This window comes from Methylophilus sp. (genome assembly GCF_052173275.1).
Lineage (GTDB): Bacteria > Pseudomonadota > Gammaproteobacteria > Burkholderiales > Methylophilaceae > Methylophilus.
The window spans coordinates 205,337-227,544 of record NZ_JBQMUL010000001.1 but is presented as its reverse complement, the minus strand read 5'-3'; the positions used below and the strand labels follow the sequence as shown (position 1 = coordinate 227,544).

Annotated in this window: 21 protein-coding genes; 11 read left to right on the top strand and 10 right to left on the bottom strand. The window is 41.0% G+C overall.

Going from position 1 to position 22,208, the window contains the following annotated elements; genetic code table 11:
* Positions 1 to 123: 123 nt before the first annotated feature.
* From ACTS9Y_RS01370 to ACTS9Y_RS01355, 4 genes are all read right to left on the bottom strand, one after another.
* Positions 124 to 1,854 carry a P-loop NTPase fold protein gene (locus ACTS9Y_RS01370; protein WP_442584235.1) on the bottom strand — a complete coding sequence of 577 codons (1,731 nt, stop codon included), beginning with the start codon at positions 1,852 to 1,854 and terminating at the stop codon, positions 124 to 126.
* 4 nt (positions 1,855 to 1,858) lie between these two features.
* Positions 1,859 to 2,161 (bottom strand): GIY-YIG nuclease family protein, encoded by a 303-nt coding sequence (locus ACTS9Y_RS01365; protein WP_442584234.1) that lies wholly within the window; start codon positions 2,159 to 2,161, stop codon positions 1,859 to 1,861.
* Positions 2,162 to 2,211: 50 nt separating this feature from the next.
* Complete coding sequence (locus ACTS9Y_RS01360; RefSeq protein WP_442584233.1) at positions 2,212 to 3,930, bottom strand: single-stranded-DNA-specific exonuclease RecJ; 1,719 nt, start codon at positions 3,928 to 3,930, stop codon at positions 2,212 to 2,214.
* Positions 3,931 to 4,206: 276 nt separating this feature from the next.
* Entirely contained in the window at positions 4,207 to 4,626 is a 420-nt protein-coding gene (locus ACTS9Y_RS01355) for a hypothetical protein (protein WP_442584232.1), read from the bottom strand.
* 647 nt (positions 4,627 to 5,273) lie between these two features.
* Between ACTS9Y_RS01355 and trfA the strand changes: the two genes are divergently transcribed.
* Positions 5,274 to 6,335 carry a plasmid replication initiator TrfA gene (gene trfA / locus ACTS9Y_RS01350; RefSeq protein ID WP_442584231.1) on the top strand — a complete coding sequence of 354 codons (1,062 nt, stop codon included), beginning with the start codon at positions 5,274 to 5,276 and terminating at the stop codon, positions 6,333 to 6,335.
* A 4-nt stretch (positions 6,336 to 6,339) separates the two neighbouring features.
* On the top strand, positions 6,340 to 6,939 hold the full coding sequence (pgsA, locus tag ACTS9Y_RS01345) for a CDP-diacylglycerol--glycerol-3-phosphate 3-phosphatidyltransferase (protein ID WP_442584230.1): 600 nt from the start codon (positions 6,340 to 6,342) through the stop codon (positions 6,937 to 6,939).
* On the opposite strand, the gene ACTS9Y_RS01340 is transcribed toward pgsA, so the two are convergent.
* From ACTS9Y_RS01340 to ACTS9Y_RS01325, 4 genes are all read right to left on the bottom strand, one after another.
* Entirely contained in the window at positions 6,881 to 7,201 is a 321-nt protein-coding gene (locus ACTS9Y_RS01340; protein ID WP_442584229.1) for a hypothetical protein, read from the bottom strand. The two genes, pgsA and ACTS9Y_RS01340, sit on opposite strands and share 59 nt — an antisense overlap.
* A complete protein-coding gene (locus tag ACTS9Y_RS01335; protein WP_442584228.1) occupies positions 7,202 to 8,020 on the bottom strand; it encodes a hypothetical protein in 819 nt (272 codons plus the stop codon).
* A 316-nt stretch (positions 8,021 to 8,336) separates the two neighbouring features.
* Positions 8,337 to 9,479, bottom strand: a complete 1,143-nt coding sequence (gene dnaN / locus ACTS9Y_RS01330) for a DNA polymerase III subunit beta (RefSeq protein WP_442584227.1) — start codon at positions 9,477 to 9,479, stop codon at positions 8,337 to 8,339.
* An 876-nt stretch (positions 9,480 to 10,355) separates the two neighbouring features.
* Entirely contained in the window at positions 10,356 to 11,276 is a 921-nt protein-coding gene (locus ACTS9Y_RS01325) for an exonuclease domain-containing protein (protein ID WP_442584226.1), read from the bottom strand.
* A gap of 193 nt (positions 11,277 to 11,469) precedes the next feature.
* Here ACTS9Y_RS01325 and ACTS9Y_RS01320 point away from each other — a divergent pair, with 193 nt between their 5' ends.
* Complete coding sequence (locus ACTS9Y_RS01320) at positions 11,470 to 11,778, top strand: hypothetical protein (RefSeq protein ID WP_442584225.1); 309 nt, start codon at positions 11,470 to 11,472, stop codon at positions 11,776 to 11,778.
* A 29-nt stretch (positions 11,779 to 11,807) separates the two neighbouring features.
* Here the strand turns inward: ACTS9Y_RS01320 and ACTS9Y_RS01315 are convergent, their stop codons facing one another.
* Both ACTS9Y_RS01315 and ACTS9Y_RS01310 read right to left on the bottom strand, forming a co-directional pair.
* The gene (locus ACTS9Y_RS01315) at positions 11,808 to 12,449 is read right to left on the bottom strand and encodes a uracil-DNA glycosylase (protein WP_442584224.1); all 642 of its coding nucleotides are present in this window, start codon (positions 12,447 to 12,449) and stop codon (positions 11,808 to 11,810) included.
* Positions 12,450 to 12,452: 3 nt separating this feature from the next.
* Positions 12,453 to 13,727 carry an EAL domain-containing protein gene (locus tag ACTS9Y_RS01310; protein ID WP_442584223.1) on the bottom strand — a complete coding sequence of 425 codons (1,275 nt, stop codon included), beginning with the start codon at positions 13,725 to 13,727 and terminating at the stop codon, positions 12,453 to 12,455.
* Positions 13,728 to 13,882: 155 nt separating this feature from the next.
* Here ACTS9Y_RS01310 and ACTS9Y_RS01305 point away from each other — a divergent pair, with 155 nt between their 5' ends.
* From ACTS9Y_RS01305 to ACTS9Y_RS01270, 8 genes are all read left to right on the top strand, one after another.
* Entirely contained in the window at positions 13,883 to 15,391 is a 1,509-nt protein-coding gene (locus ACTS9Y_RS01305) for a 3'-5' exonuclease (RefSeq protein ID WP_442584222.1), read from the top strand.
* A 15-nt stretch (positions 15,392 to 15,406) separates the two neighbouring features.
* The gene (locus ACTS9Y_RS01300) at positions 15,407 to 17,359 is read left to right on the top strand and encodes a toprim domain-containing protein (protein WP_442584221.1); all 1,953 of its coding nucleotides are present in this window, start codon (positions 15,407 to 15,409) and stop codon (positions 17,357 to 17,359) included.
* A gap of 4 nt (positions 17,360 to 17,363) precedes the next feature.
* Entirely contained in the window at positions 17,364 to 19,763 is a 2,400-nt protein-coding gene (gene parC, locus ACTS9Y_RS01295; RefSeq protein WP_442584220.1) for a DNA topoisomerase IV subunit A, read from the top strand.
* Positions 19,756 to 19,986, top strand: coding sequence for a hypothetical protein (locus ACTS9Y_RS01290; RefSeq protein WP_442584219.1), 231 nt, complete (start codon positions 19,756 to 19,758; stop codon positions 19,984 to 19,986). Before parC ends, ACTS9Y_RS01290 begins: the two co-directional genes overlap by 8 nt.
* Positions 19,976 to 20,416, top strand: a complete 441-nt coding sequence (locus ACTS9Y_RS01285) for a hypothetical protein (RefSeq protein ID WP_442584218.1) — start codon at positions 19,976 to 19,978, stop codon at positions 20,414 to 20,416. Before ACTS9Y_RS01290 ends, ACTS9Y_RS01285 begins: the two co-directional genes overlap by 11 nt.
* A 234-nt stretch (positions 20,417 to 20,650) precedes the next feature.
* Entirely contained in the window at positions 20,651 to 21,034 is a 384-nt protein-coding gene (locus tag ACTS9Y_RS01280; RefSeq protein WP_442584217.1) for a hypothetical protein, read from the top strand.
* Between the two features lie 2 nt (positions 21,035 to 21,036).
* Positions 21,037 to 21,351 (top strand): hypothetical protein, encoded by a 315-nt coding sequence (locus tag ACTS9Y_RS01275; protein ID WP_442584216.1) that lies wholly within the window; start codon positions 21,037 to 21,039, stop codon positions 21,349 to 21,351.
* Positions 21,352 to 21,572: 221 nt separating this feature from the next.
* Positions 21,573 to 22,187: a hypothetical protein gene (locus tag ACTS9Y_RS01270; RefSeq protein WP_442584215.1), complete on the top strand. Its 615-nt coding sequence runs from the start codon at positions 21,573 to 21,575 to the stop codon at positions 22,185 to 22,187.
* The last annotated feature ends 21 nt before the right edge of the window (positions 22,188 to 22,208 follow it).

The following is a 22,208-nucleotide window of genomic DNA, read 5'->3' as shown; positions in this document are numbered from 1 at the left end:
TTAAGCGCAATGACATTTGCTCCAGTTAAGTTTGCCAACTTCATCTTGATATCGAATCACATTTGAATTTATGACAACTCACGTCCCAAAGTCTTTTGTATCCTCACTCTAAGCCACTTCGACTTATCGCTCAGTTTTTTGAATACCAAAATCGTGTGCTAATGGGGTTGAATTAAAAATGTTTTTAATTAGAGTTGCTAATCGAGGAGATTTTTGATCTTCAGATATATTTTTACAAGCAATCAAAAAATTATTAATTCCATTTGCAAAATGCCTATCAAATGTTTGCCTTTTAATACTCATATCAATCATCTGCGCCATAAACAGACGCAAATTTTTAATACTTAATGTCCTAATTGTTTTATCAAATTCCTCTACAGTGGATCTTTCAAAAGCAAATGTCTGAATGCTCCCCCACCCATTATTGTCAATTATGTGAAGGCAGGCATCAAAAATACTAGTATTTTCTTTTACTGTAGCTTGCAGATCTTGATAAGCTTTTGAAATATCAGGATGAAGGTGGATACCGTTATTATGATAATAAGTGGTAGTCTCGAATGTTGTTTGAATTGGAGGATTTGCTTTAAAGTTTTCAAGCCAGCCTTTCAGAATTTTTTGTGCAGTAATTTCTCCTCCCGGTAACTTTTCCAAGTATTCCACTACTTCTGAAACATTTGTAGCATTGAGTAGCCCAGCTAATTTAACAAGTTTTTTTGACTGGCTTACGAGTTTTTCGTTACTTAAAAAATGATTCCAATAGAGATCTTCTAAAAATTTACGAGCTTTATTATTGGCTTCTAATTTATTCGTTTCATTTTTATAACGAGTAATCACTTCATCGAATCGAGATTTTTCCAGTATTCCAGACTCAAGGAAATCTACTAACAAAAACTCGAACTCATCACAAGAATGAATACCCATTTCATGAACCAATGTACTCCATCGAGATTTTATTAAATCATCTTCGGATTGTTCCTTAGAATCATTAAGTAGGTTTGCTACTCTTGCTCTCACAATGTTTAGAACAAAATTGAAATCAGGGCCGTCCTCGACACCTTTATAATAAATTGCAGAAAAAAGTACTATTGAAGGAATCATTCTGGCTTGAATAATTGGATCTAACGGCTGCTTTCCCAATATATGGTTCGCCACTTTGATTGCCTTAATAATAATTCTAATATTTGTAAGTCTGCATGTAATGAATGCACGCTTCAGTTCGGATTCATAAATCGAATGTACAAGTGATATTGCAATTGCAAAAGCCTCATCAGCAGATGTATTTAGCTTTATTTCGTGATCAATTACCTTTTCTCTAAACGTTGCCCATAAGTTGTTTTGTCCACCATTACCCCCAAGCCTATTTTCATTGAGTATCAGAATAAATCTACATCCATGACGTTTTGAGTATTCATCAATGAAGCCTAGGACTTCATCTTCTTCTAATTTGTGATTTTTTCTCTCAATGTCATCGATTACGATAGTCTTTTCTTTAAGATACACTGGAGCTAGAAGTAAGAGATTTATATCAGTTAACGCAGCTAGCGCTTTGTAATGCTCTGCGGCAGCTTTGATTCCGACCTTTAAGACATTTTTAAAACTTGAAAATACATCTTCATTACCTTCAACATTTGGAAACGCCGACTCAAGTAATTTTCGTTTAATTTCATCGATTGTCGAAACGCCAAAAAGCGATACATATAAGGATGGGCTATTGTTGCCTCTGGTTAAGTCCCTATCAATTTCATTCCATAAGTGCGTTTTACCAGTCCCCCACTTACCGGAAAGTGCTATGACATTGCAATCGTTAGTGGAAAGTAATTCGAATAATTGATCTTTCGCTTTTTTAAGAGACATTCAATTAACCCAGTCTTTTAACGCTACGGTGTGTTTGGTTATAACCAATTGCAGGATCATTTGATTTTAACGAACGTATGAATTCAGATTCCATGCGGCTAATTTCTGCCTTATCCATTGATTCAAATATTATCTGTTTACGAAGAGTGAAGTCTCGCAGCTCAGCATCAGTAAAATCCTTCTCGACGTTGGCATTAAACCAAGAACCAAAATAACGTAAAGAATGTCCGTTAGCCCCAATATCTTTCCCCACATAAATTTTTCCGTTAGGGAAGGTTAATTTATAGACCACGTAACCAATAGCCATTGCTTTACCTTTATTTAGAATTATGCTCGATAGCTTTCCTGAAAATGCCTTTAACTTATCATTGCTATGACTTGAAGCTGTAAAGTTTTTCTATTTTGAAACCAATTGCTTTTAAGTTTATAGATTAGTTGTATTTGGTTTCCAACTTTTACCTGGCTATCGAAATTATCAATATCATTAACGTTAAACCAAATCGCTTCTACGGTGCCTCGACCAATGTTTAAACTTAGTCTGCAATGAAGACCTTCACTCATCATCTTTATTTTTGATATTTGGAAAGTTCCTTTAAATGTGGGAGATGGAAACTCTCTCCCCCATGGCTCCAGACTTTCAATTTTCTCTAATGTTTTTGAAGTAATTGACTCATTAGGAATTTCTCCATCAATCTGAATAGTCGGTTTAAGTTCTTGATTTCCAATTTGCTTTATTACAGCCTCATCATAGGCATGTGCAAATTTATCAATATCAGAAATCTTAATTGAAGCTCCGGCAGCACCATGATGCCCACCGAAACTAAGCAGAAGCCCTGGGTGTAGTTTATCTACAAATGCCAATGCATCCCTAACATGCAAACCAGGAATACCTCTAAAAGATCCAGATGCAATGTCTTTACTCAATTCCATTAAGTTATTACTTTTAACAACCCTTGGGGAGAAAACTCCTGAAGCCTTACCATAAGCTTCAACAAGTCTACTTGCAGTTATTCCGTGAACTCCACTGTGCCCGTCATCAAAGTAAATTATGATTGAATGGCCGTTAAGTCTCGAAGCTTTAGAGAATGCCCTTTCTCTCATTGATTTTTCGATTTTCTTTCTTTCTTCATTCTCGGACTTAAGAAGTTCCCAATGCTCAGTTGCGGCTTCAACTGTATTCGCTGTTAGAAACTTAAAGCCAGCCTCAGCCCAATCTAATCTGCCGGCAGCAGCAATAGCTGGAGCTAATTTAAATCCAATTGTCTCTGCATCAACAGGCCCATTTTGTTCGGAACAAAATACACTCCAGCAAGCTTTACTTTTATTATTAATTAGCTCGAGCCCACGCTTAACGAAAGTTCGGTTAATTAGACTTTTTACAGGACTCATAGATACGCAGTCTGCGACAGTTGCTACTGCAACATAGTCCATCAATGGCAACAAACTACCTATTTCAGTTTTAAATCCAGAATCAATAAGTGCAGTTCTAACTTTAGCCATAGTTAAAAAGGCGACACCCGCTCCACATACATACTTGTCGTATGATGAATCCTGCCTGATTGGATTAACTACAGCGTAGGCTGAAGGCGGTGGACCGGACTCACCAAGTTCATGGTGATCAGTCACAATTACATCAATTCCTACCTCAGATAGCTTTTTGATTCTAATTTCGTCACTACTTCCTTTATCCGCCGTTATCACCAAGTCTGGCTTAAGGTCAATGATCCTAGCCGCTACTGGCTCGGTAATTCCATATCCTTCTGTTAACCTATGACTGGTAACTACATTCAGTAAGTCACTATCGACCTCAAAAAAATTTACAAATGCGCTCCAAAGCAAAGCAGCTGAAGCAGTGCCATCCATGTCATGATCACAAGCAAATACAATTCTTTCCCTATTTTTAATTGCCTCAACAATACGTTTAACTGCTTTTTCCATATCTGGAATTGCTATTGGGTCTGGCAGGTTCTTTAGTTCAAAACTATTCAATTTTGAATATTCGAAGGACTCATTCAGCCTTGTGGCTAAAACTTTCGCCAACCATTGTTCCAAACCCTGTTGGATAAGGTTTTCCATAACTATTTCATTGATAGGTCGCTCTATCAGCAATGGTTGCGGCAATGTATATTTTTTTATTTGCTCCATGGATTGGAATGTATTACCTATTTTTTTGAAGTGAAGTATTAAAAAATTTATTTAAGCGCTTATTACCTTGCCCAATCTAAATCTTCATAGTCCAGAGTTCATTTTGTAAATAAATATGGTCATAAAATGTAGTTTGTTTACAAATTAATTAACCGAACTCCTAGAGATTGAGTAAATAAAGGCTACGAATGGAAAATGGACAATTATTCATCCGTATAAATCCACTGTGATCAGTGCGCAACAACCTTCGTTTTTTGCCTCTTGAACCATGTATTTATTCAAGCCGTACCCTACAGTCCTTAACGGGCATTTAGAAATAACTTTCCCGCCAAAAGCTCTAATTGAGCGTGCAACAACTGCTAAACCAGAAACACCATCTGCGTCATAATCGGCGCATATGCAAATAGTGTTTCCCGAAATAATATGCTCACCAATAATTTCTCCAGCCAGTGCAGCTTGCTGAAGATTGTCTTTGCGTAGGATTGATTTTTCTAGGTACTGTGAGGGTAGGGCACCTCGGCCAGCATAAATGCGTGCTAAAGCATCGCTATATCCATCTCCACGCAGCTTGTGATATATGTCCTGCTGAACTTCACGAACAATTACTTTCTTACCGCCTACAATCATGCTAAATTTTCTTTTTCTTAAGTGATGCTTCACTATACATTTTTCAGGCCAGTATTCTGCCGATCCGGAAGCACCTGAAAAGTACGTTTTTATTGTTATGAACGTTAGCCCAAATGGGCCATAAAAGAATTCGTGTTTTCACATACAAACACAGTCAATTTCTATTCGTGTTTTGACATATTTTCCATTCGTGGTTTCAAATCTAACTATTCGTTTTTTACCATATCAGCATTCGTGTTACTACATAGGTATGAAAAATTCTACTGAAGAAATACAGCAGAATTAATCTAATTTAAACAATAGCTTAGAAACTCTTCTTTCCACAACATAGCCTTACATTTTAGAACCCTAATAAGCTCTAATATCTCTATAAAAGCGCCAAGCCGCCTATATATCAAACCTCGAATGAAATAGTATATTCAAAACTACCTGCTGCTCTGAACCCCGCATTCCAATGTTGAAAAAAGTATATTTCACATATGGGACATAACTTACAGATGGCATCCATCTTGCTATATCGAAACTCGCTTCATTAGATTTTTCGTATATCGATTTTTTTGTTTCTAGTTTTACAGATGGGAGTCTGAGAAACAGCCAATCAATACGAACTATTCGAGTAATCAAATATAAAACAAGATTGGGTGTGTATGTCATTAGAGCAAAATGTAATTGATGCATTGGAGCCAATGCAGAGCGATTTAACTGAGTTTGAATTAACTAATGTTGAAACCAGCTCAAGAAAGCCTGCACCAGTTTCGTTGTCTCTCTTCCTAAACGATCTGAAAAATGGTGTCACACCCAAACTATCACCAGCTGTAAAAAAATCAGCTGGTGATAAGCCTGCAAGAGTAAAGATTGATATCAAGTCAGACATACCAATCACTCAGCAAATGGAATTCTTCCCGCTTCATGCTAATTTTCAGCGTGTTAGTGCTAATGCATTATCCAGGTCATCACTGTTTACCATCAATGCCCGGCCAGCTAAAGACCAGCCGCGCGAAGTCATCAGCAAACGCACCCAAATTTTCAGCTTAAAAGGATGTTCGATTTATTTCTCTGGTGAGTTGCTTGATCAGTATGATCTTGATGTCTTTATGGCAATTATTCTCTGCTATGGCGATAAGTACAAATACAACGAAACCATACGCACAACGCCTCTGCAACTGCTTAAGCATGCTGGCTGGAATAGCTCTAAGAAAGATTATGTACGCTTGATGGAAACATTAAACCGCATGGTTGAAGCTAACATCGAGGTTGAATATGTCCGTACTGAATACCTACGTGATGCAAATGGAAAAAAATTAGCTTTAGATCCTATCGAGCATAAAGTTAAGGTTAAAGGCCACCTTATCTCAACATATAAGCTTTCCGAAATCGGTGAGCGTGGCAACGGTCACAAAAAAGAGCTTGAACTGAAAATCGATGAAGAAATTATCAAGCTATTTAAACCTGGTACTTACTCTTCATTGAACTGGGATAAACATCTCGACTTGTCACAAATGGCAAAGTTTTTAAACCATTTCTACGCCACTCATACAAAACCATTTCCATATGGCGTTGAAATCTTCATGAAGCTCACCGGCTCTCGTTCAAAATCAACCTCATCGTTTAAGCAAGCTTTAAACAAGGCTTTGCAGGAACTGGTTGATGCTCAAATTCTTAAGTTTTACAACATTATCAATAATCAGGTACACGTCATAAAGGTATAGATCTATGTCAATTCTGTCAGCAGACGCTATTAAGCGTATTCCGAATATCCTTACTGTCGGCAGAATTGCGCTCGTACCCATAATTGTCGCTATTTTCTACCTGACACCAGGTACATTTTCGACAGAAACCGCCAATAACCTAGCGTTGGCGGCTTTTTTTATTGCCGCCATCAGTGACTATCTTGACGGACACATCGCTCGCAAATACAACGCTCATTCAGAGTTTGGTGCAACATTTGATCCCATCGCTGACAAGCTGCTTGTTACTGTCATGCTTTTATTGTTCGTGAAGTTAGCTAGAGCCGACCTTGTGTTGGTCACTCTGCTTATCTCGCGTGAAATCATTATGTCTGGCTTCAGGGAGTGGATGTCAAAAGTGGGGAAGGCCGCCGCAGTCAAAGTATCTAACCTCGGTAAATACAAAACGACAGCGCAAATGCTGGCTATTGGTTTCTTGGTTGCAAATCGATATGAACTGATGGATGGCTACACCACTTACCATGTAGGTAACTTTTTGCTGGTGATCGCCGCGATTTTATCTTTGGTCAGCTTGTTGGATTATTTTCACAAGGCTTTTCAGAAGCCTCTACTAAATAAGGCTTGATCCAGCGTAAGTTTAAAACTTCACAGGTTTTCACGAATAGATCAATTTCCTGCCCGTGCTTTTCATCAAATGGGTAAATAGCCCCATATTGAGTGCCACGGGCAAATATGTGAATCCTGTATTCACCTTCTCTGATTACCTGGCATACGTCTGCATGTACAACTTCACTGTTATCCCACTTTTTGTCCACAAAGGCTACCGGCTTATGCCCGGCCAATAACATCTGATGCAGTTCTGCGTAGTCTTGGGATAGGTCGTACATCTAAACGACTTCCTTTGATGGTTTTGCGTGATACAGGTTTGATTTAAATAGCCTGCCAGCATTGATATCAGTGGACTTCTTGTAATGCGGTGTGAGCGTCTTTTTATGCACGTATATCCCGCTGGCATCCACGGCAACGTATTTACCGCTATTGAGTACCATTACTTTGAATAAGCAGAAAAAATCGAAGTTCCTATCTTTCTGACGTAGCAGGTTGCCAATATCTTCATCAATGAAGAATTTCTTATCAAATCCAGTCAGTTTCACGAAGCTGCCACGCTGATTTTCTTCAAGGTGATATTCAAAGATAAATCCTGCCACATAGAATTCGCCACCACATAGGGGCGGCAGGGAGTTAATCACGATAAGGTTTTGCTCTTTTTTATCTTCACCGTACTCCGGGAAAAACAGAAGACCTTCCTGGAAGCTCTCCATGAATTTTTTTCTAAATAGGAATTTATTGCGAACACGCTCAAAGTTAGGCGACCAGACATTCATACCCATGTCCACCAGCGTTAATTCCAGAAGCTTTTGCATGTTGCCCAGGCTGGTTTTTTTGTAAAACTCACCTTTTTTACCCATATGACCACACGGGCACTGCTCTTTATGCTCAGAGCCATCGCGGTTTTTGATGTAGAAATCATCGCCACGCTTCCCTACGCTCATCGTAATAGGCTGCTTAATACCATGACATAGACAGCTGATCGTTTCGCCCTTATTCCAGACGATTTCCAGATACCTGTTCTTGTCTACTGAAATCTCAGACCACCTGGCCGTTAATCCATCATGGATTTTTATAAAAGGATTTAGGAATTTCACAGTTCTTCCCCTGTGTTTTTGTCTTTCACGAAACACACGGCTGCCCACCCCCGGATGAGGCCTAGCCTACTCATTTCCCTGATTTGAGGTACAAGCTCTGGCATTAACGCATACACCATAGCTTTACGCCTCATCGCTTGGTCCAGCTCAAATTGTGAAAGAGGGCGTGCAGGCCGAAATTCTTCTCGATATACGATTTGTTTTTTTTCTTCAGCTTGTTCCGAAGACTGATATTGGTATTGATCGCCCATTGCAAAAGGCAGGCAATAATTATGCCTGCCTTCAAAGCAAACCTTTAGAAATCAGCTGTTTATCGTTATCCGCGTACCGGCATCACTACAGCGGCATACTCAGTGTGGATTGGATTGCTATCGTTATGGAAACGCAACACCATCGCCGTGTTCTCATCTTTCATCATTATTTGCACTTTTTCAGATGAAATGCTGCCCACGATTTCTGCGAGATATTCGTTGTTATACAACCCAGTTGTGCCTTTCCCAGTGCGCTTAATATCGCACTCAACTTGGTCTAGCACGTCATCTATTGTCGCCTGATTACTTAGCATTTCAGATGAAATTAACAGACCATCATCCGTAGTCGTATCAAAGCGAACATGTTTGGCAACGTCAGAAACAATACCTACGCGTGAAAATGACTTCTTCAGTGTGTCCACGTCAGCAACAATCTCAATCCCAAATTCGCTCGTATCTGGAATAACACGTCTGTAGTCAGGGAATTTCCCTTCAAGCAAGCGTGTAACAAACTCCACGTTGCCCACTTCAAAACGAGCCATGTTCGATGAAACGCTAATCGTTACCAGATTATCTGAATCAGACAGCACCTTCAAAAGCTCAGTCATCGTCTTTTTGTAGATGATTGCTGAACAATTTACTTCCTTGTCTTCAATTTCAATATGGGAAAAGCACATTCTGTGGCCGTCTGTGCCAACCATGTGCAACTTGCCGTTTTCCACGTTCATATACAGCCCGTTCATGAATGCACGCACGTCATTGGAAGCAACGCAAGTCAGGCACAATTTAATTAAACGCTTCAGCTCTGACTCTTTCACAGCGACTGATTTAAAATCCTTATCTGTGAAAGCCATCACAGGGAAGTCTTTATGCTCGAAGCCGCGCAATGTGAATTTACTCTTGCCAGACTTCACCACTGATTTCATGTCATCAGATATAGTCGATATATTGACCTCGCCCTCATCAGGAATTGACTTGAATACATCATGCAGCTTTTTACCGTTCAAGCTGCAACTACGCCAGCCTTCGCTAGATATGCACGCCACTTTCATCTTTAGCTGCATCTCAGAGTCACTTGAAATCAAAGTCAACTCTTTGTCGTTAGCGATGATTAAAACAGTCTCAAGAACTGGTGTATTTACTACCTTTGCCGCCACCGCAGACATCAGGCCAAGGCTTTTAACAATTTGTGATTTTGCTACTATCATTTCTTCTCCAATACTTAGATTAGTGATTAGATGATAGCAACTTAGGTGCCCGATTTTGCCGAATCAAATCCTTACTATAAGAACAGAAAAAGGCCCAACTAACCGGGCCTTAAATACATGACTAAAACGGGCTGCTTAAAGCTTTTGAAACCGCATTTCCTACAGACTGTCCTGTACTCTCTAAACCTTTAGTCAGCCCTTTAACTCCTTTTCCAACTTCATTTATAGCTGCTGATGCAGTCTGACCAGGGTTATTCAATTTCTTTAAAGCTATATTTAATTCTTTGACAGCCTGCCTAGATTGCCCTGGTGGTTAATAAAGGACTACGTTGTAAATCTGAAACCTGCGAATTTCTGATCTATATTATTTTTTTAATCTTGTATTTTCATTCCTGGATGGTCGTAATCCATGACCAATGCGTGATCAACGCTTGTGTTATTTTTATATTTACTAGCCCACTTGAGCCTCTGTTCTGGAGTCCAATTTTTGCAACGAAATTCATGACGATTTCTCCAGGCCTTGCAAAGACCACCCATGTCTTTATTGAAAATCGTGAAAAGGCTGTAAGTTGCCCCGCAAAATTCACAAGTTATGCTGTATTGATTATTCATTATTTTGCATTTTCTTATTTGTAGTACCGGTTCCCAGTAGCCCCGTGCAGCATATTTCCATCAACATCTATCCGCCATGTAAGCTTTCGATGCCCATTGCCCTGGCAAACATATGTCACCGTTTCTTCCGCGTCAACTTTAGTGCTTGCGCAAAGAGCATCGCAATCCAAGTGTGGACATTCTAGGGGAGGGTAGGAAGCTACTAAAGCCAGTCTTTTTTCCCTGATTTTTGCAAAATCGTACACAGTCGCCATCATGGTTCCCCTACATCATAATTTTCAATTGATTTGTTCTTGTTACACGTCTGCTGTAACGGTCGTAGCGGTTGAATCTATCCAGACGGATTTCAGTTTTTGGGTTGCAACCTGCATACACCACTTGCTTCAGGAACATGCATTCCTCAATCAATTTGTCTTCAGGTACAACTTTATGCCAAAATTTATTTTTATAACCACCATCAAAAAACTTGTAATCCTGGTCATACAAGAAGGTTTTAGCATCAAATGGTGCATCCAGCGCCGCTATATCAATCACTTCTTGGTCAAGATTATCAATCAGTGATTTCAGGTACGTGACACCCTCATTATTAACGCAGTTTAGTGCCCAAAGGCCCGCCCAGGCATCATCCAGCGCTCTATGCGCATTGAAGTGATATCCAAGCTCCATTAGTATGTAATTTAGCTTTCTGGTTTGAAACTCCCAGTTCACCTCAGTCATTGAGCAAGTAAATTTAACATGCTCTAAATCTTTCGTGGTTTTTTCCATCATTTGACGGTCGAACCCCGCATTGTGCGAACAACCGAAGTCGCATTGTTCAATCATACGATTCACACGTTCTAAATCAATATACTTGCCCCGCACATCGTCCATCGTAAGGCCATGTATCTTGTGTGCTTCCGCGCTAATTTCGGTACCTACAGGCTCGCTGAATCCTTGATAGAAGTCCAGAATTTCAATTAGCTGCCCAGTATCAGCATTTACCTTGGCTAGAACCAAACCAATTTCAATCACATGGTCTGCAAAGAAACTTAACCCGGTAGTCTCACAATCCATATACAGGATGTTTAACGTATTTCTAACGTTAGGCGAAAATATCGCTCCAACCTTCAGCTCCGGAAGAGGTGCTAAAACCTTGTAGCCAGCTGCCTTCACTATTTCAAGTGCCCCACTAATTAATTCTGTCATTTCTCAATTCCTTATCAACTGAGAAAATTATATAAAAAAGTGAGATGCTATTTGCCGAATGGCTAAAAGTTCTGGTTATACTGAAAAAGAAGCGACTTACTGGATCTGTTCTGGCATAGAACATGCAGTAACTGCCCGGTAGAATTAATTACCTGGCTTATTGGAAGTAAGTCACAGTACGAAAGGAATTACCATGAAACAAAACAATAAAAAGACAATTGTTGAATCTGGATGGATGGTTGAATTCTATTCAGGCGTTGCGGTGCATGAGTCAGGCTTCAGTGTGTTTATTACTGATTCGTACAATCACGTATCTTCTCAATTTTTTGAGCATACAACGAACAGCTACCTTACAAAGCACGGCATTACACTTGAAGATCTATACTACGCAGGTAAAGAAATTCTCGTTCAGTCCCTGGTAAATAAAGCACACAGGCTTGAAATCAGTATGTCTGTCATACGCCATACCCAAAGTAAGAGTAGAAATCTCGCCAAAGGATAACAAATAGCGGCTGAATAGCCCCTTATCTTTTACTGCTTCCTGACTAACCTAGATAGCCCAGAAGCAAACTCTGTCGCGCCTCCGTTTGCCGGATGCCTAATACACTCAGCTTTGATACCAGCATTTTGCAACAATCCTTCAGCAATCCGACCGACACCAATAAAAATCGAGTTTGGATAATAATCTCTCAGCATTAGCAAAGATTCTTTTCCGTATTCGATTTCTTCTTTTGTGGGTTTTCTGTTGCTCTGATTGTTCATTTTTTCGTGAGGGTGCATTTGCACCGCATTCCAAAGAACAACTTTCTCCTGGATGCCAAGTTTGTACAGGTTTTTCCAAACTATAGTGGCTGATGGTTCTTTTAATGGCCTTGCAAATTTAGTAAGGCGCTCATGTTTTGAAGAAATCCTCGGAATGGCGTTTTCAACCACTAAAAACTCACTTAAAAAGGCAACCCCAGTATGCCGGCAGCCTTGAAATCCTGGCGCTTCCCCGCATAGTATGTACCTCGCATCACAATTTAAATGTGACTCAAGCCTTTCAAGCTTTGCACCAGTAGTATTCCACTCCTGATCATTCTCGCAAGTGTCTTTCCAGGGGTTAAACAACCCAGGAATGTCATAGGGTAGGGTATTGATTAATTTCTCTCCCAGACCTGATTCGTAAGCCATTTTCTATTTATTCAAAAATCTATCCAAGACAAAAGTGTCAGCTGGCCTGAAAAGCCCAGTACCCTGCAATAGCATATCACCAGCTTTGCGCAAAACTTCCGCGTCTACGATTTCTTCAACACCTTCAGCCACAAAACCAATACCCACGTTTTCGCACATCGTATTCAAAGACTTCACATACTCGAACAGCTTTATGCTTTCACTTAGGCTTTTTGTCAAACCTCGGTCAATCTTGATTAAGTCTATTTCCAGGCCAAGTATTTCAGGACCTGTAATCTCACACTTATCAAAATCATCCACTATTACCTTAAACCCCTCAAACTTTAGCGCTTTGACTATCTGTTTCCAGTCTCCCAGAGATTTCTTCGTAATAGCTGCACCGTTGATCTCAATTCCAACATTACTAGCACTTACACCTTCGTTATCCGCCACTATCCTCAAGCGCTCGGCAGCATTTTCAATGAGCAACGTCTGTTTGCTTACATTGATCGAAATAAACTCAGGGATTGTTTTGTATTCATGCCATCTGCGTTGCTCACGGCAAGCCATTCTAAGCACTGTTTCATCCAGCTGGATAGATACACCTACGTCACATGCTGAATTAACAGCATCCAGCGCCCCTGCATAACGTCTGGTCCCATCATTTACACGTAGAAACGCCTCAACAAATAACGTTTTTCCAGTGACATTGTTTATTATTGGCTGAAGTGCAATTGTTAGGCCTCCAGTCTCGATCAGGTCCTGAACGTCAAAACCTCGATAAACATTCCTACCGGCGTATTGGTTGATGATTATGCGCTCACCACTGTTAACCGCTTCCATCATGTTGCCATACATACGTGCCATGATGCCCTCGCTGTCATTCTCAGCGCCGCGCCATATCAGCCCACCGATGCCAACCTTAAGGTGAACTTTCTTGCTCCCGACAAGCATGCTTTTATCTACTATCTCAGAAATAATTTCACTTGCATTGCGTGCCCTTGACTCAGCATCTAATGGGGTCTCGACGTGATTACCAAAGAACATCAGGTTGCTTCTGTCATCAACATAGAAATTAAAACTCTCTTTTGACATGTGCTTTTGAATTTCGGATTCAATAGCTACAAGTGCGCTCTCGGTCTGGTCGTAGCCAAACAACACGCGCATTTCATCAACGCCGTAAATCCTCACAGAAATCCCCCACAACACAATGCTTTCCTCTTTGTGTCGAATAGATGATTTAACGAGGTTGTAAGATGATCTCTTCACGCCCAACCAGGTGTGAAAATAATCAAACATCGCACTAAACGTTTTCATAATATGTAATTAACGCACATAAATTGTTTTACTTAAATCTGGTTCGGCGGAAATCTATATTTAATTTGCTAACATCGCCTTATTACCAATTTTTTAGTTATCAACACTCTTTACTAAGCATTAAAAATACCAACTTCATGAATTACAACCAACAACAAGATGCAATCATTGCCGCTGATGGTCAAATTGTCCTGACTCCTGCATTCGCTGGCGCTGGAAAGAGCACAACGCTAGACGGGTTCTCTCGTTTTCGGCCAAAAAGCAGAATAATTAATATCTGCTTCAGTAAATCAGTTCAATTGGCAGCTGATAAACGGTTCCCAGAGAACGTGACAAATAAGACATCTCATGCTTTGGCATTCCCAAAGTTTGGTTCAAAGTTTATGAACGCAAAAAAGCTTTCCGGTGAGGTCAAGCCAAACGACATAAAACAGTTTGTACCAAAAAACATGTCACCTACTGTTAGCTTCGTATTTGCAGCCAATGTTCTGTCTATAATTTGCAATTTTATCAGCTCGCCAGATTTGTTAATTGATGTAAAACACCTGAAAAACATCCCTAATTCAAAGTATTACGACTTAGCTGACCTACTGCCAGTAGCCATCAAAGTCTGGTCCAATATGGTCGATTTGGAAAGTAGCGCCAAAGTTACTCATGACGTATACCTCAAGCTGTGGCAGCTTTCTAACCCATCTTTTGACCGTTACGACTACATCCTTTTGGATGAAGCCCAAGACACCACGCCTTGTGTAATAGACGTGTTTTCAAAGCAACGTGCGCGCAAAATCATAGTGGGAGATAGTCACCAATCGATCTTCCAATTCAGGGGTGCTGTTGACGCGATGAGGATGTTCAAACCAGACATCGAACTACCTTTAACTACCAGCTACCGCTTTGGTCCAAACATCGCTTTGTTGGCGAATATGCTCATTCAGTCTTTTTGTGAAGAGCCATATTTGTTAGAAGGCTATAGGCAATCAGACCAAATTGGAACAGTCGATAAGTCTAAACCCTATGCCGTTATTGCAAAAACCAATATCGGACTATTCGACCAGGCAGTTGATGCTGTCCAAGATGGCTTAAGAATTCACTACATTGGTGGCATTCAAGGTTATGGCCTGGATCTGATTATGGATGTCTATTACCTGCGTACAGGTGAGATTTACAGTATCCGCGATGCATTCATCAGGTCATTCCAGACTTATATGCAATTCACCGAATACGCTGATGACTCTGAGGATGTGGGTTGTAAGAACCTGATTAAAATCACAGACAACTACGGCGCGAAAATTCCCGAATTGATCGCCAGAATCAAGGCCGCCAATGTATCAATAGAGAATTCCGTTCAGCCTTCGAGTGCAATTGAAGACATCTACAATGCACAAGTTTTTCTGACCACCGCCCATAAAAGCAAAGGACTTGAATTCAATCAGGTTATTCTCTCAGAAGACTTTAGTAATTTAATCGACCGCAACGAATATGCTCACCCTGATGATTTGTCAGATGCAGATCGAAACCTTCATTATGTGGCATTAACAAGGGCTAAACATGTACTTCAACTCAATCAGCAACTCAAAGATTTTGTAGTCGTATTCAAACAGAAACGACTTCAACGACAACAAGCTAAAAAAACAGCGCAAGCATAAAAAAACAGGTGAAATATGGCAAAAGCAACGCAGGTATATGACGAATCATCAATTAGAGTTCTTGAGGGTCTTGACCCTATTAAGCTCCGCCCTGACATGTATACGGACGTGGAAAATCCTACACACCTGATTGGAGAGATGGTTGATAACGCCGCTGATGAAGCTATAGCCGGTTATGCGGACTCCATTGAAGTTACTCTTTACCGTGATGGCTCCTTGGCCGTAGAAGATACAGGCCGGGGCATTCCTGCCGGGATACACCCAACCAAGAAGATACACACATTCAATGTCTTGCTACAAACGATCCACAGTGGGGGTAAATTTTCTAACACAGATGAAAATGCATCATATAAGCAATCAGGTGGATTGCATGGGGTAGGTATATCCCTAACAAACGCCTTATCAAACAAGCTTGAACTCAGAGTTAAGCGCGGCGGTGAGATCCATCATGCCGTGTTTGAAAATGGTGAAACCGTAGTTGAGCCACAAGTCATTGGAAAGTGCCCAAAGAACCAAACTGGTACTCTCATTCGCTCATGGCCTAATCCAAAATACTTTACTTCACCACATATCAATAAGGCTGCTCTGATTAACTCGCTTAAGTCCAAAGCGATTTTCATCCCAAGCACGAAGATTATATTCAACCTGGAAACTGATTCAGGCTTCGACACTATCGAATGGGCATATAAGAATGGCCCGCTTCAGTATTTCAATGAAGAAATTATTAAAGATGCCGAAATCATCGGCCAGCCTTTGCACTTCGATAAAACACTCCCTGACCAGTCAGACTTTAATCATCCCGGTGATGGCTTTGAGGCAGTTTTTGCATGGTCGATATCCCCAGGCAACGGGGCTAGTTTCTGTAATCTGATCTTGAATAAAATGGGTGGCACTCATGAAAGTGGATTCCGGGATGCTTTATTTGCTGTCATTCGAGACTTTGCAGATTCGCACTCAATGAATCACAAAAACGTAAAGCTCACTGCTGAAGATGTCTGGACTAACCTCAATTTTATAATAAACGCTCGCATGGCCTCACCAGCATTTAAGGGCCAAACTAAGGACAAGCTAAACTCGCCAAACGCCATTCGACTTGTTGCAGCCTGCATTAAGGATCAATTTTCAATCTGGTTCAATAATAATGTACAAATAGCTACAGAGATTACCAAGCTGGCTATCGGAAATGCCATAGCCCGTTCAAAGACAGAAAAACCTGTTGAAAGACGTAAAACAAGTGGTGTGTCATTGCTTCCGGGAAAGCTTACTGATGCTGAAGTTATCGGGCCTGGAAGTGAATTATATTTGGTGGAAGGCGAAAGCGCCGGGGGCAGTGCTAAACAGGCAAGAAACAAAGGCAATCAAGGCATCCTAGCTCTTAAGGGTAAATCACTCAATACTTGGGAAGAGGATAGCGCAACCATTCTATCCAATTCTGAAGTCAATAATATTGCAACTTCAATCGGTATCGATCCTCATGGCCGCCACGACAAAATTGACCTAACTCAGCTTCGATACGGAAAAATTATTTTGCTCATGGACGCAGATTTCGATGGCCTCCACATACAGAGTTTGATCATGACTTTGTTCATGGCGCACTTCCCGCAGCTGCTGTTGAATAACCACGTCTACATCGCGCACCCACCTCTATACATCGTGAGCGTGCAGGCACACGGCAAGATGCCATTTAGACAGCTCTATGCAGCTGACAACACTGAATTAAAGGCCATGACAGATTCCCTTACAGATCAGAAAGTGAGTAAGGACAAAATACATGTCTCTTACTTGAAAGGTTTGGGCGAAATGGATCCAATCAACCTATACGAAAGCACGTTAAATCCCGCTGTAAGACGATTATCGCGCCTTGTCATTACTGATTGGGACAGGGCATTCGCAACTTTTAACACAATGATGGCTGACAACCAGGTAGAAGCCCGTAAAGCCCTCATTTCTAACTTTAAGCCGGAATAACAACATGGCAAATCAACCATCACTATTTGATCAGAACAATGAAAATCCTGAAGCTTTAACGCATTCAAATCAAACATCTGAAACAGTTGAATTGGGCGACCAAGATAAAGATATTGCCCAACATTTGGAATATGCATACGTTAATTACGCATATTCTGTTGTGAATGACCGTGCTTTACCCTCGGTTACAGACGGCCTGAAGCCTGTGCAGCGTAAAATCATTTACGCCATGCATGAACTTGGTATCACCCCATTAGGCAATCAGAAAAAGTGTGCCCGGATCGTTGGCGATACACTCGGTAAGTACCATCCGCACGGCGATGCACCAACCTATGAAGCATTGGTCAGACTTAGCCAAGAATTTGTAATGCGCTACCAATTAATTGTTGGTATCGGCAACTTCGGTTCGCGCGATGGAGATTCAGCCGGCGCAATGCGGTATACAGAATCACGATTATCAGAATACTCGAATCTGCTTCTACCAGATATCAACCAAAATACAGTCGATTTCATTCCAAACTATGATGGCAGCGAAACTGAGCCAAAATACCTTCCAGCACGTTTGCCTTTCATTCTGCTAAATGGTGCATCAGGCATCGCTGTAGGCATGGCAACAAATATACCGCCTCATAACTTAACTGAAATTTCTAAAGCGGCTATAGCTATCCTCAAGGGCAAAATTAAGGACTCCGATAGTATCGAAGTCAAAATCAAGAAGTTAATGGAACATGTGCAAGGTCCTGATTTCCCGGTGCATGCTCAGATAATATCTTCCCCAGAAGAGATTGAAAAAGTTTACAGAACTGGTACCGGCTCTATTAAGTTGCGTGCCAAGTGGACAATCGAGCAGCTTGCCCGTGGTCAATGGCGCATGATTATTACTGAACTGCCTTACGAAGTCTCCGCCGCTAATATCCTGGCAAAACTAAACAAGTTAACTGACCCTAAAGTTCCAGACGGTAAAAAGGAATTTACTGCCAAGCAAAAGCAGCTCAAACAAATATCAAATGACTTGATTGATGCAGCACGGGATGAGTCTGGTAAGGAATATGCCGTCCGCTTAATAATTGAGCCTAAAAATTCCAAGGTAGATCCAAATGCTCTAATTGCATTTTTGTTGAAGCAAACAGACCTTGATACTTCATATTCAGTAAATATGACGATGATCGGCTATGACAGCCGCGCGGTCAGAAAAAACCTTTATGATGTTCTTTCTGAGTGGTGCCAATTTAGGTTCGACCATGCGAGCCGCCGCACACAGTACCGATATGACCAGATTAGCCATAGGATTCATATCCTTGAGGGTAGGTTAATTGTCCACCTGAATATCGACGCAGTAATTAAAGTCATCCGTGAGGCTGATGATCCTGACAAAGAACTGATGGCCGCCTTTGGTTTAACTGAAGTGCAGGCCAAAGATATTCTTGAAATTCGCCTGAGACAACTTGCCAGAATGGAAGGCATCAAGATCGAAAAAGAGCTTAATGAGTCCAAGGAATTGCAAGCCTATCTCCGTAACCTGTTGGATGATCGTGATTCAATGGTTTCACTCATCGTTGATGAAATTAATGCAGACATCAAGAAGTATGGTGACGTGCGCAGAACCACTATCGAACACGGCCAAATCTACGAATCAATTGCACCCGTCCAGCAAGATGACCAAATTGCCATTGTGTTATCTAAAAATGGCTGGCTTCGTAAGAAATCTGGTCATGAGCTGGAGTTGTCGTCATTAAGCTTCAAGGATGGTGACTCATTGCACACATCCCTAAACACAACCACATTAACGCCCGTCATCGCATTTGATACGACTGGTCGAGCCATCACTGTACCTACATCCGAAATATCCTCTTTCCGGGGCGATGGCACCCCAATAGCTTCACTCATTACCGTCCAGCCGGGTGCTAAAGTTGCGCACTTCATTAGCTCACCAGTTACTAGCTTGGCGCTTTTCTCAAACGATGCGGGCTATGCATTTATTTCTAAGATAGAAAATATCGTATCCAAGCAAAAAGCGGGTAGGGCGTTCTATAAGATTCAAGACGACGAACAGTTGCTTGCGCCCGTTATACTAAAACCGACAGACACGCATGTAGCCGTTTACTCAACTGAAGGTAAGTTTGCAGTTATCCCACTTGACCAATTTAAGGAATTGCCTGGTGGCCGTGGCGTAGTTTCCCTCAAAGTAGGGACACCAAACAAAGTAGGCACTATATTTGCATTAAACCTTCAAGACACAATCATTGTGGAAGGTGAGGGCAAGTTGGGTAAGCAGTATGCCGAAAGAATTAAAGGCGAAGCTCTTCAGTCATTTGTTACCGACCGCGCTAAGAAAGGCAAAGTGCTGCCATATAAGTTTGAGGTAGCCAAATTATCCGTACTGGAGTTAGAGAATAATGGCTAGTAATGCAGCTGCTAAAAAGCTTAAACCCGATCAGCAACGCGAGCGTGCTGTTGAAATTCAACGCCTTGAATCCGAGCGCAAGGCCTTGATGAGTATTTATTACTGGATTAAAGACCATCTTGCTCGCAGTGATGATGATGTCATTAAGGCAGTAGCTGAAAAGAAAGCTACTGAAGTTAAAACCGAAGCTGATGCTATTAAGGGGAAGATAGATGCAATCTGAACAAATTGATGATGTCGCAGCACATGTTATCCGTGCGGCCAAGTCTGAAAACCCTCCATATACCTTTATCGAACTTCGAGAAGTCTTGAAAGACATTTACAGCCCAAAAATGACGCTTCAAGACAGCGTTCTAATTTTGAGTGAAGTGTTTCAGAAAGCGGTAATGGATCGCCGCCTTAAAATTGGCTTTAGTCCTGAAGCCATGTCAAAGCTCTTGCTGTCACCGATCAATAGAATCATGACAGACAACATGACTCAATTTCCAAAAGTAGAACTCACAATGGAAACTACGCTAAGTATTGAAACGCTTTACAACTATTTTATCCACCACATCATTACGATTCTCAGGCTTTGCTATCGTGGCGATGCTCCAGAACTTGCTGATGATTATTTAGCTCAGAAACAAGCTGCTCAACTAACAAGTGCGTAGGTAACATATGACTTTAGTTTATATCGGTATATTCATTGCATTTGCATTATTGCAGCTTGCATGGATTTGTCATGGCTCATACACGGTAGGTCATGGCCTTTCAGCTCAGGTAAGTATCTTTGGCAGCAATTATCCAGCAATCCTACTCACAGCATTGCCAGTGTTCTTGTTTGCCTGGTGCTTATTCCTCATGCACACAAGATACAAAACACCAGAATAACCCGGATAATTTAAATGCTTGATTCAATGTCAGTCATGGAAAGGTTCTTTAAGCGGTTAACCCCAACATATGCCTTACATCATTCAGATGAGATGAACTACGTTCAGCTAAGACAGGCTTTAATTAATCTCCACGATGCGATGGGAGATGCTGGCCTACATAATGCGCAGCCGGCACTGATGTACCCTCGTCAAATATTGACTGGAACCATGGACTTTTTTATCGACAAGCTCATGCTTATTTGCCATTTTATTGAAATAAGCGACAGTAAAGCGCCAATACGCTCAATCGTTCCACAATTGAATGAGGCGCTTGTATACCTGGTGTTTTGCGCTAAATCCTCATCCGATACTGTCTTCAGGCAGAAAATCATCAATTCACTTAGGCAACTAAACTGAATATGAAATTAATTCTATTTTGCTTTAAAGCATTTTTAAACTTTTACAAGAACGCATCTGACATCGATGAATTAAAGTTTACGTTCCAGCGCAATGGTGGTGGAATTTACAAAAGAATCGATGAGAACAGGGAATTATTAACTCTGATGCAAAAGCATTCTCCAGAGCTATTAGAAGCCCATCCCCATATCGTTGATCTTATATCAAGCCATGACCAGTTTTTTACTGAAGCTGCAAAACTTGTAACGCCAAAGTCATACACCTTTCCACCTACCAAGAAATTCCCACGCCCATTTCCATTGCGTGCTATTAAATAAATTACCAGTACGACTCAACCTCAACTCACCTCAAGTCCCAAAATTACATCTCCTAGCCTTATAAATTAAGGATTCAACACTCTGAACAATTAAGTTGAGTCGTAGACATTAAAGTTTAGTCGTAGACAATAAAGTTGAGTCGTACAACTTATTTATTCAGTCACCCTAAAAAATCACATATAGCGATCCGTTAAGCATGTACAACAATAAAGGATTCGCTTATGTCACTCTCCAAGTCCCTAATACTCGCGGCCACAGTCGCAGCAGGCGCTGAGACCTTAACGCCAGATCAAGTAGCACAAGCCAATGAAAGCCCAAATAACTATCCAGCCAATTACGAACAGATTGCTACGCTGGTGACAGATGCAAGGGAAAACCTTGTTCTGAATGAAAAAGTAGAAGAATCGATATCCGATCTGCAATCAGCCGCAGACCAGGGTAACAAACAAGCCTCAATGCTCCTTTCAGAAATTTATACTTCTGGCACGTATACCGACCAAGATCCAAAATTAGCCAATTTCTATTTTAAGAATGCAATTTTCAATAGCTGGTCTTTCCCGGAACCGCGCGAGCTAGATGCCATCAATGATCCAGCCAAAGACCTGGATTATGTCTTGCTAAAATTACCAAGCATCATTGCCAATCGAGTTAAGTCAGTTGCCACAAATGGTACCGCGTCTATACTTTATGGTGATCCCGAATTAATGGCTGAAGAGCAAGATTTTGCATATTACGTTGGCCGTGCAATTCGTGGTGTGGCTGAGTATGCATTCTCAGATATGAATGCCACGCATTCAGCCAGGAAGGGCGCTCAGCCTTCACAAAAGAATGTTTGAGTAGTTGTTGTTGTCGTCGTC

Bases quoted from the DNA above. Each gene is read 5' to 3' on its own strand.
- ACTS9Y_RS01310 (WP_442584223.1), bottom strand. From the start codon at position 13,727: ATGTTTGATTATTTTCACACCTGGTTGGGCGTGAAGAGATCATCTTAC.
- trfA (WP_442584231.1), top strand. From the start codon at position 5,274: ATGTCATTAGAGCAAAATGTAATTGATGCATTGGAGCCAATGCAGAGC.
- dnaN (WP_442584227.1), bottom strand. From the start codon at position 9,479: ATGATAGTAGCAAAATCACAAATTGTTAAAAGCCTTGGCCTGATGTCT.
- ACTS9Y_RS01365 (WP_442584234.1), bottom strand. From the start codon at position 2,161: ATGGCTATTGGTTACGTGGTCTATAAATTAACCTTCCCTAACGGAAAA.
- ACTS9Y_RS01270 (WP_442584215.1), top strand. From the start codon at position 21,573: ATGTCACTCTCCAAGTCCCTAATACTCGCGGCCACAGTCGCAGCAGGC.
- ACTS9Y_RS01285 (WP_442584218.1), top strand. From the start codon at position 19,976: ATGCAATCTGAACAAATTGATGATGTCGCAGCACATGTTATCCGTGCG.
- ACTS9Y_RS01275 (WP_442584216.1), top strand. From the start codon at position 21,037: ATGAAATTAATTCTATTTTGCTTTAAAGCATTTTTAAACTTTTACAAG.
- ACTS9Y_RS01325 (WP_442584226.1), bottom strand. From the start codon at position 11,276: ATGACAGAATTAATTAGTGGGGCACTTGAAATAGTGAAGGCAGCTGGC.
- ACTS9Y_RS01300 (WP_442584221.1), top strand. From the start codon at position 15,407: ATGGCAAAAGCAACGCAGGTATATGACGAATCATCAATTAGAGTTCTT.
- ACTS9Y_RS01280 (WP_442584217.1), top strand. From the start codon at position 20,651: ATGCTTGATTCAATGTCAGTCATGGAAAGGTTCTTTAAGCGGTTAACC.
- ACTS9Y_RS01355 (WP_442584232.1), bottom strand. From the start codon at position 4,626: ATGATTGTAGGCGGTAAGAAAGTAATTGTTCGTGAAGTTCAGCAGGAC.
- ACTS9Y_RS01320 (WP_442584225.1), top strand. From the start codon at position 11,470: ATGAAACAAAACAATAAAAAGACAATTGTTGAATCTGGATGGATGGTT.
- ACTS9Y_RS01290 (WP_442584219.1), top strand. From the start codon at position 19,756: ATGGCTAGTAATGCAGCTGCTAAAAAGCTTAAACCCGATCAGCAACGC.
- ACTS9Y_RS01315 (WP_442584224.1), bottom strand. From the start codon at position 12,449: ATGGCTTACGAATCAGGTCTGGGAGAGAAATTAATCAATACCCTACCC.
- ACTS9Y_RS01305 (WP_442584222.1), top strand. From the start codon at position 13,883: ATGAATTACAACCAACAACAAGATGCAATCATTGCCGCTGATGGTCAA.
- parC (WP_442584220.1), top strand. From the start codon at position 17,364: ATGGCAAATCAACCATCACTATTTGATCAGAACAATGAAAATCCTGAA.
- ACTS9Y_RS01370 (WP_442584235.1), bottom strand. From the start codon at position 1,854: ATGTCTCTTAAAAAAGCGAAAGATCAATTATTCGAATTACTTTCCACT.
- pgsA (WP_442584230.1), top strand. From the start codon at position 6,340: ATGTCAATTCTGTCAGCAGACGCTATTAAGCGTATTCCGAATATCCTT.
- ACTS9Y_RS01360 (WP_442584233.1), bottom strand. From the start codon at position 3,930: ATGGAAAACCTTATCCAACAGGGTTTGGAACAATGGTTGGCGAAAGTT.
- ACTS9Y_RS01340 (WP_442584229.1), bottom strand. From the start codon at position 7,201: ATGTACGACCTATCCCAAGACTACGCAGAACTGCATCAGATGTTATTG.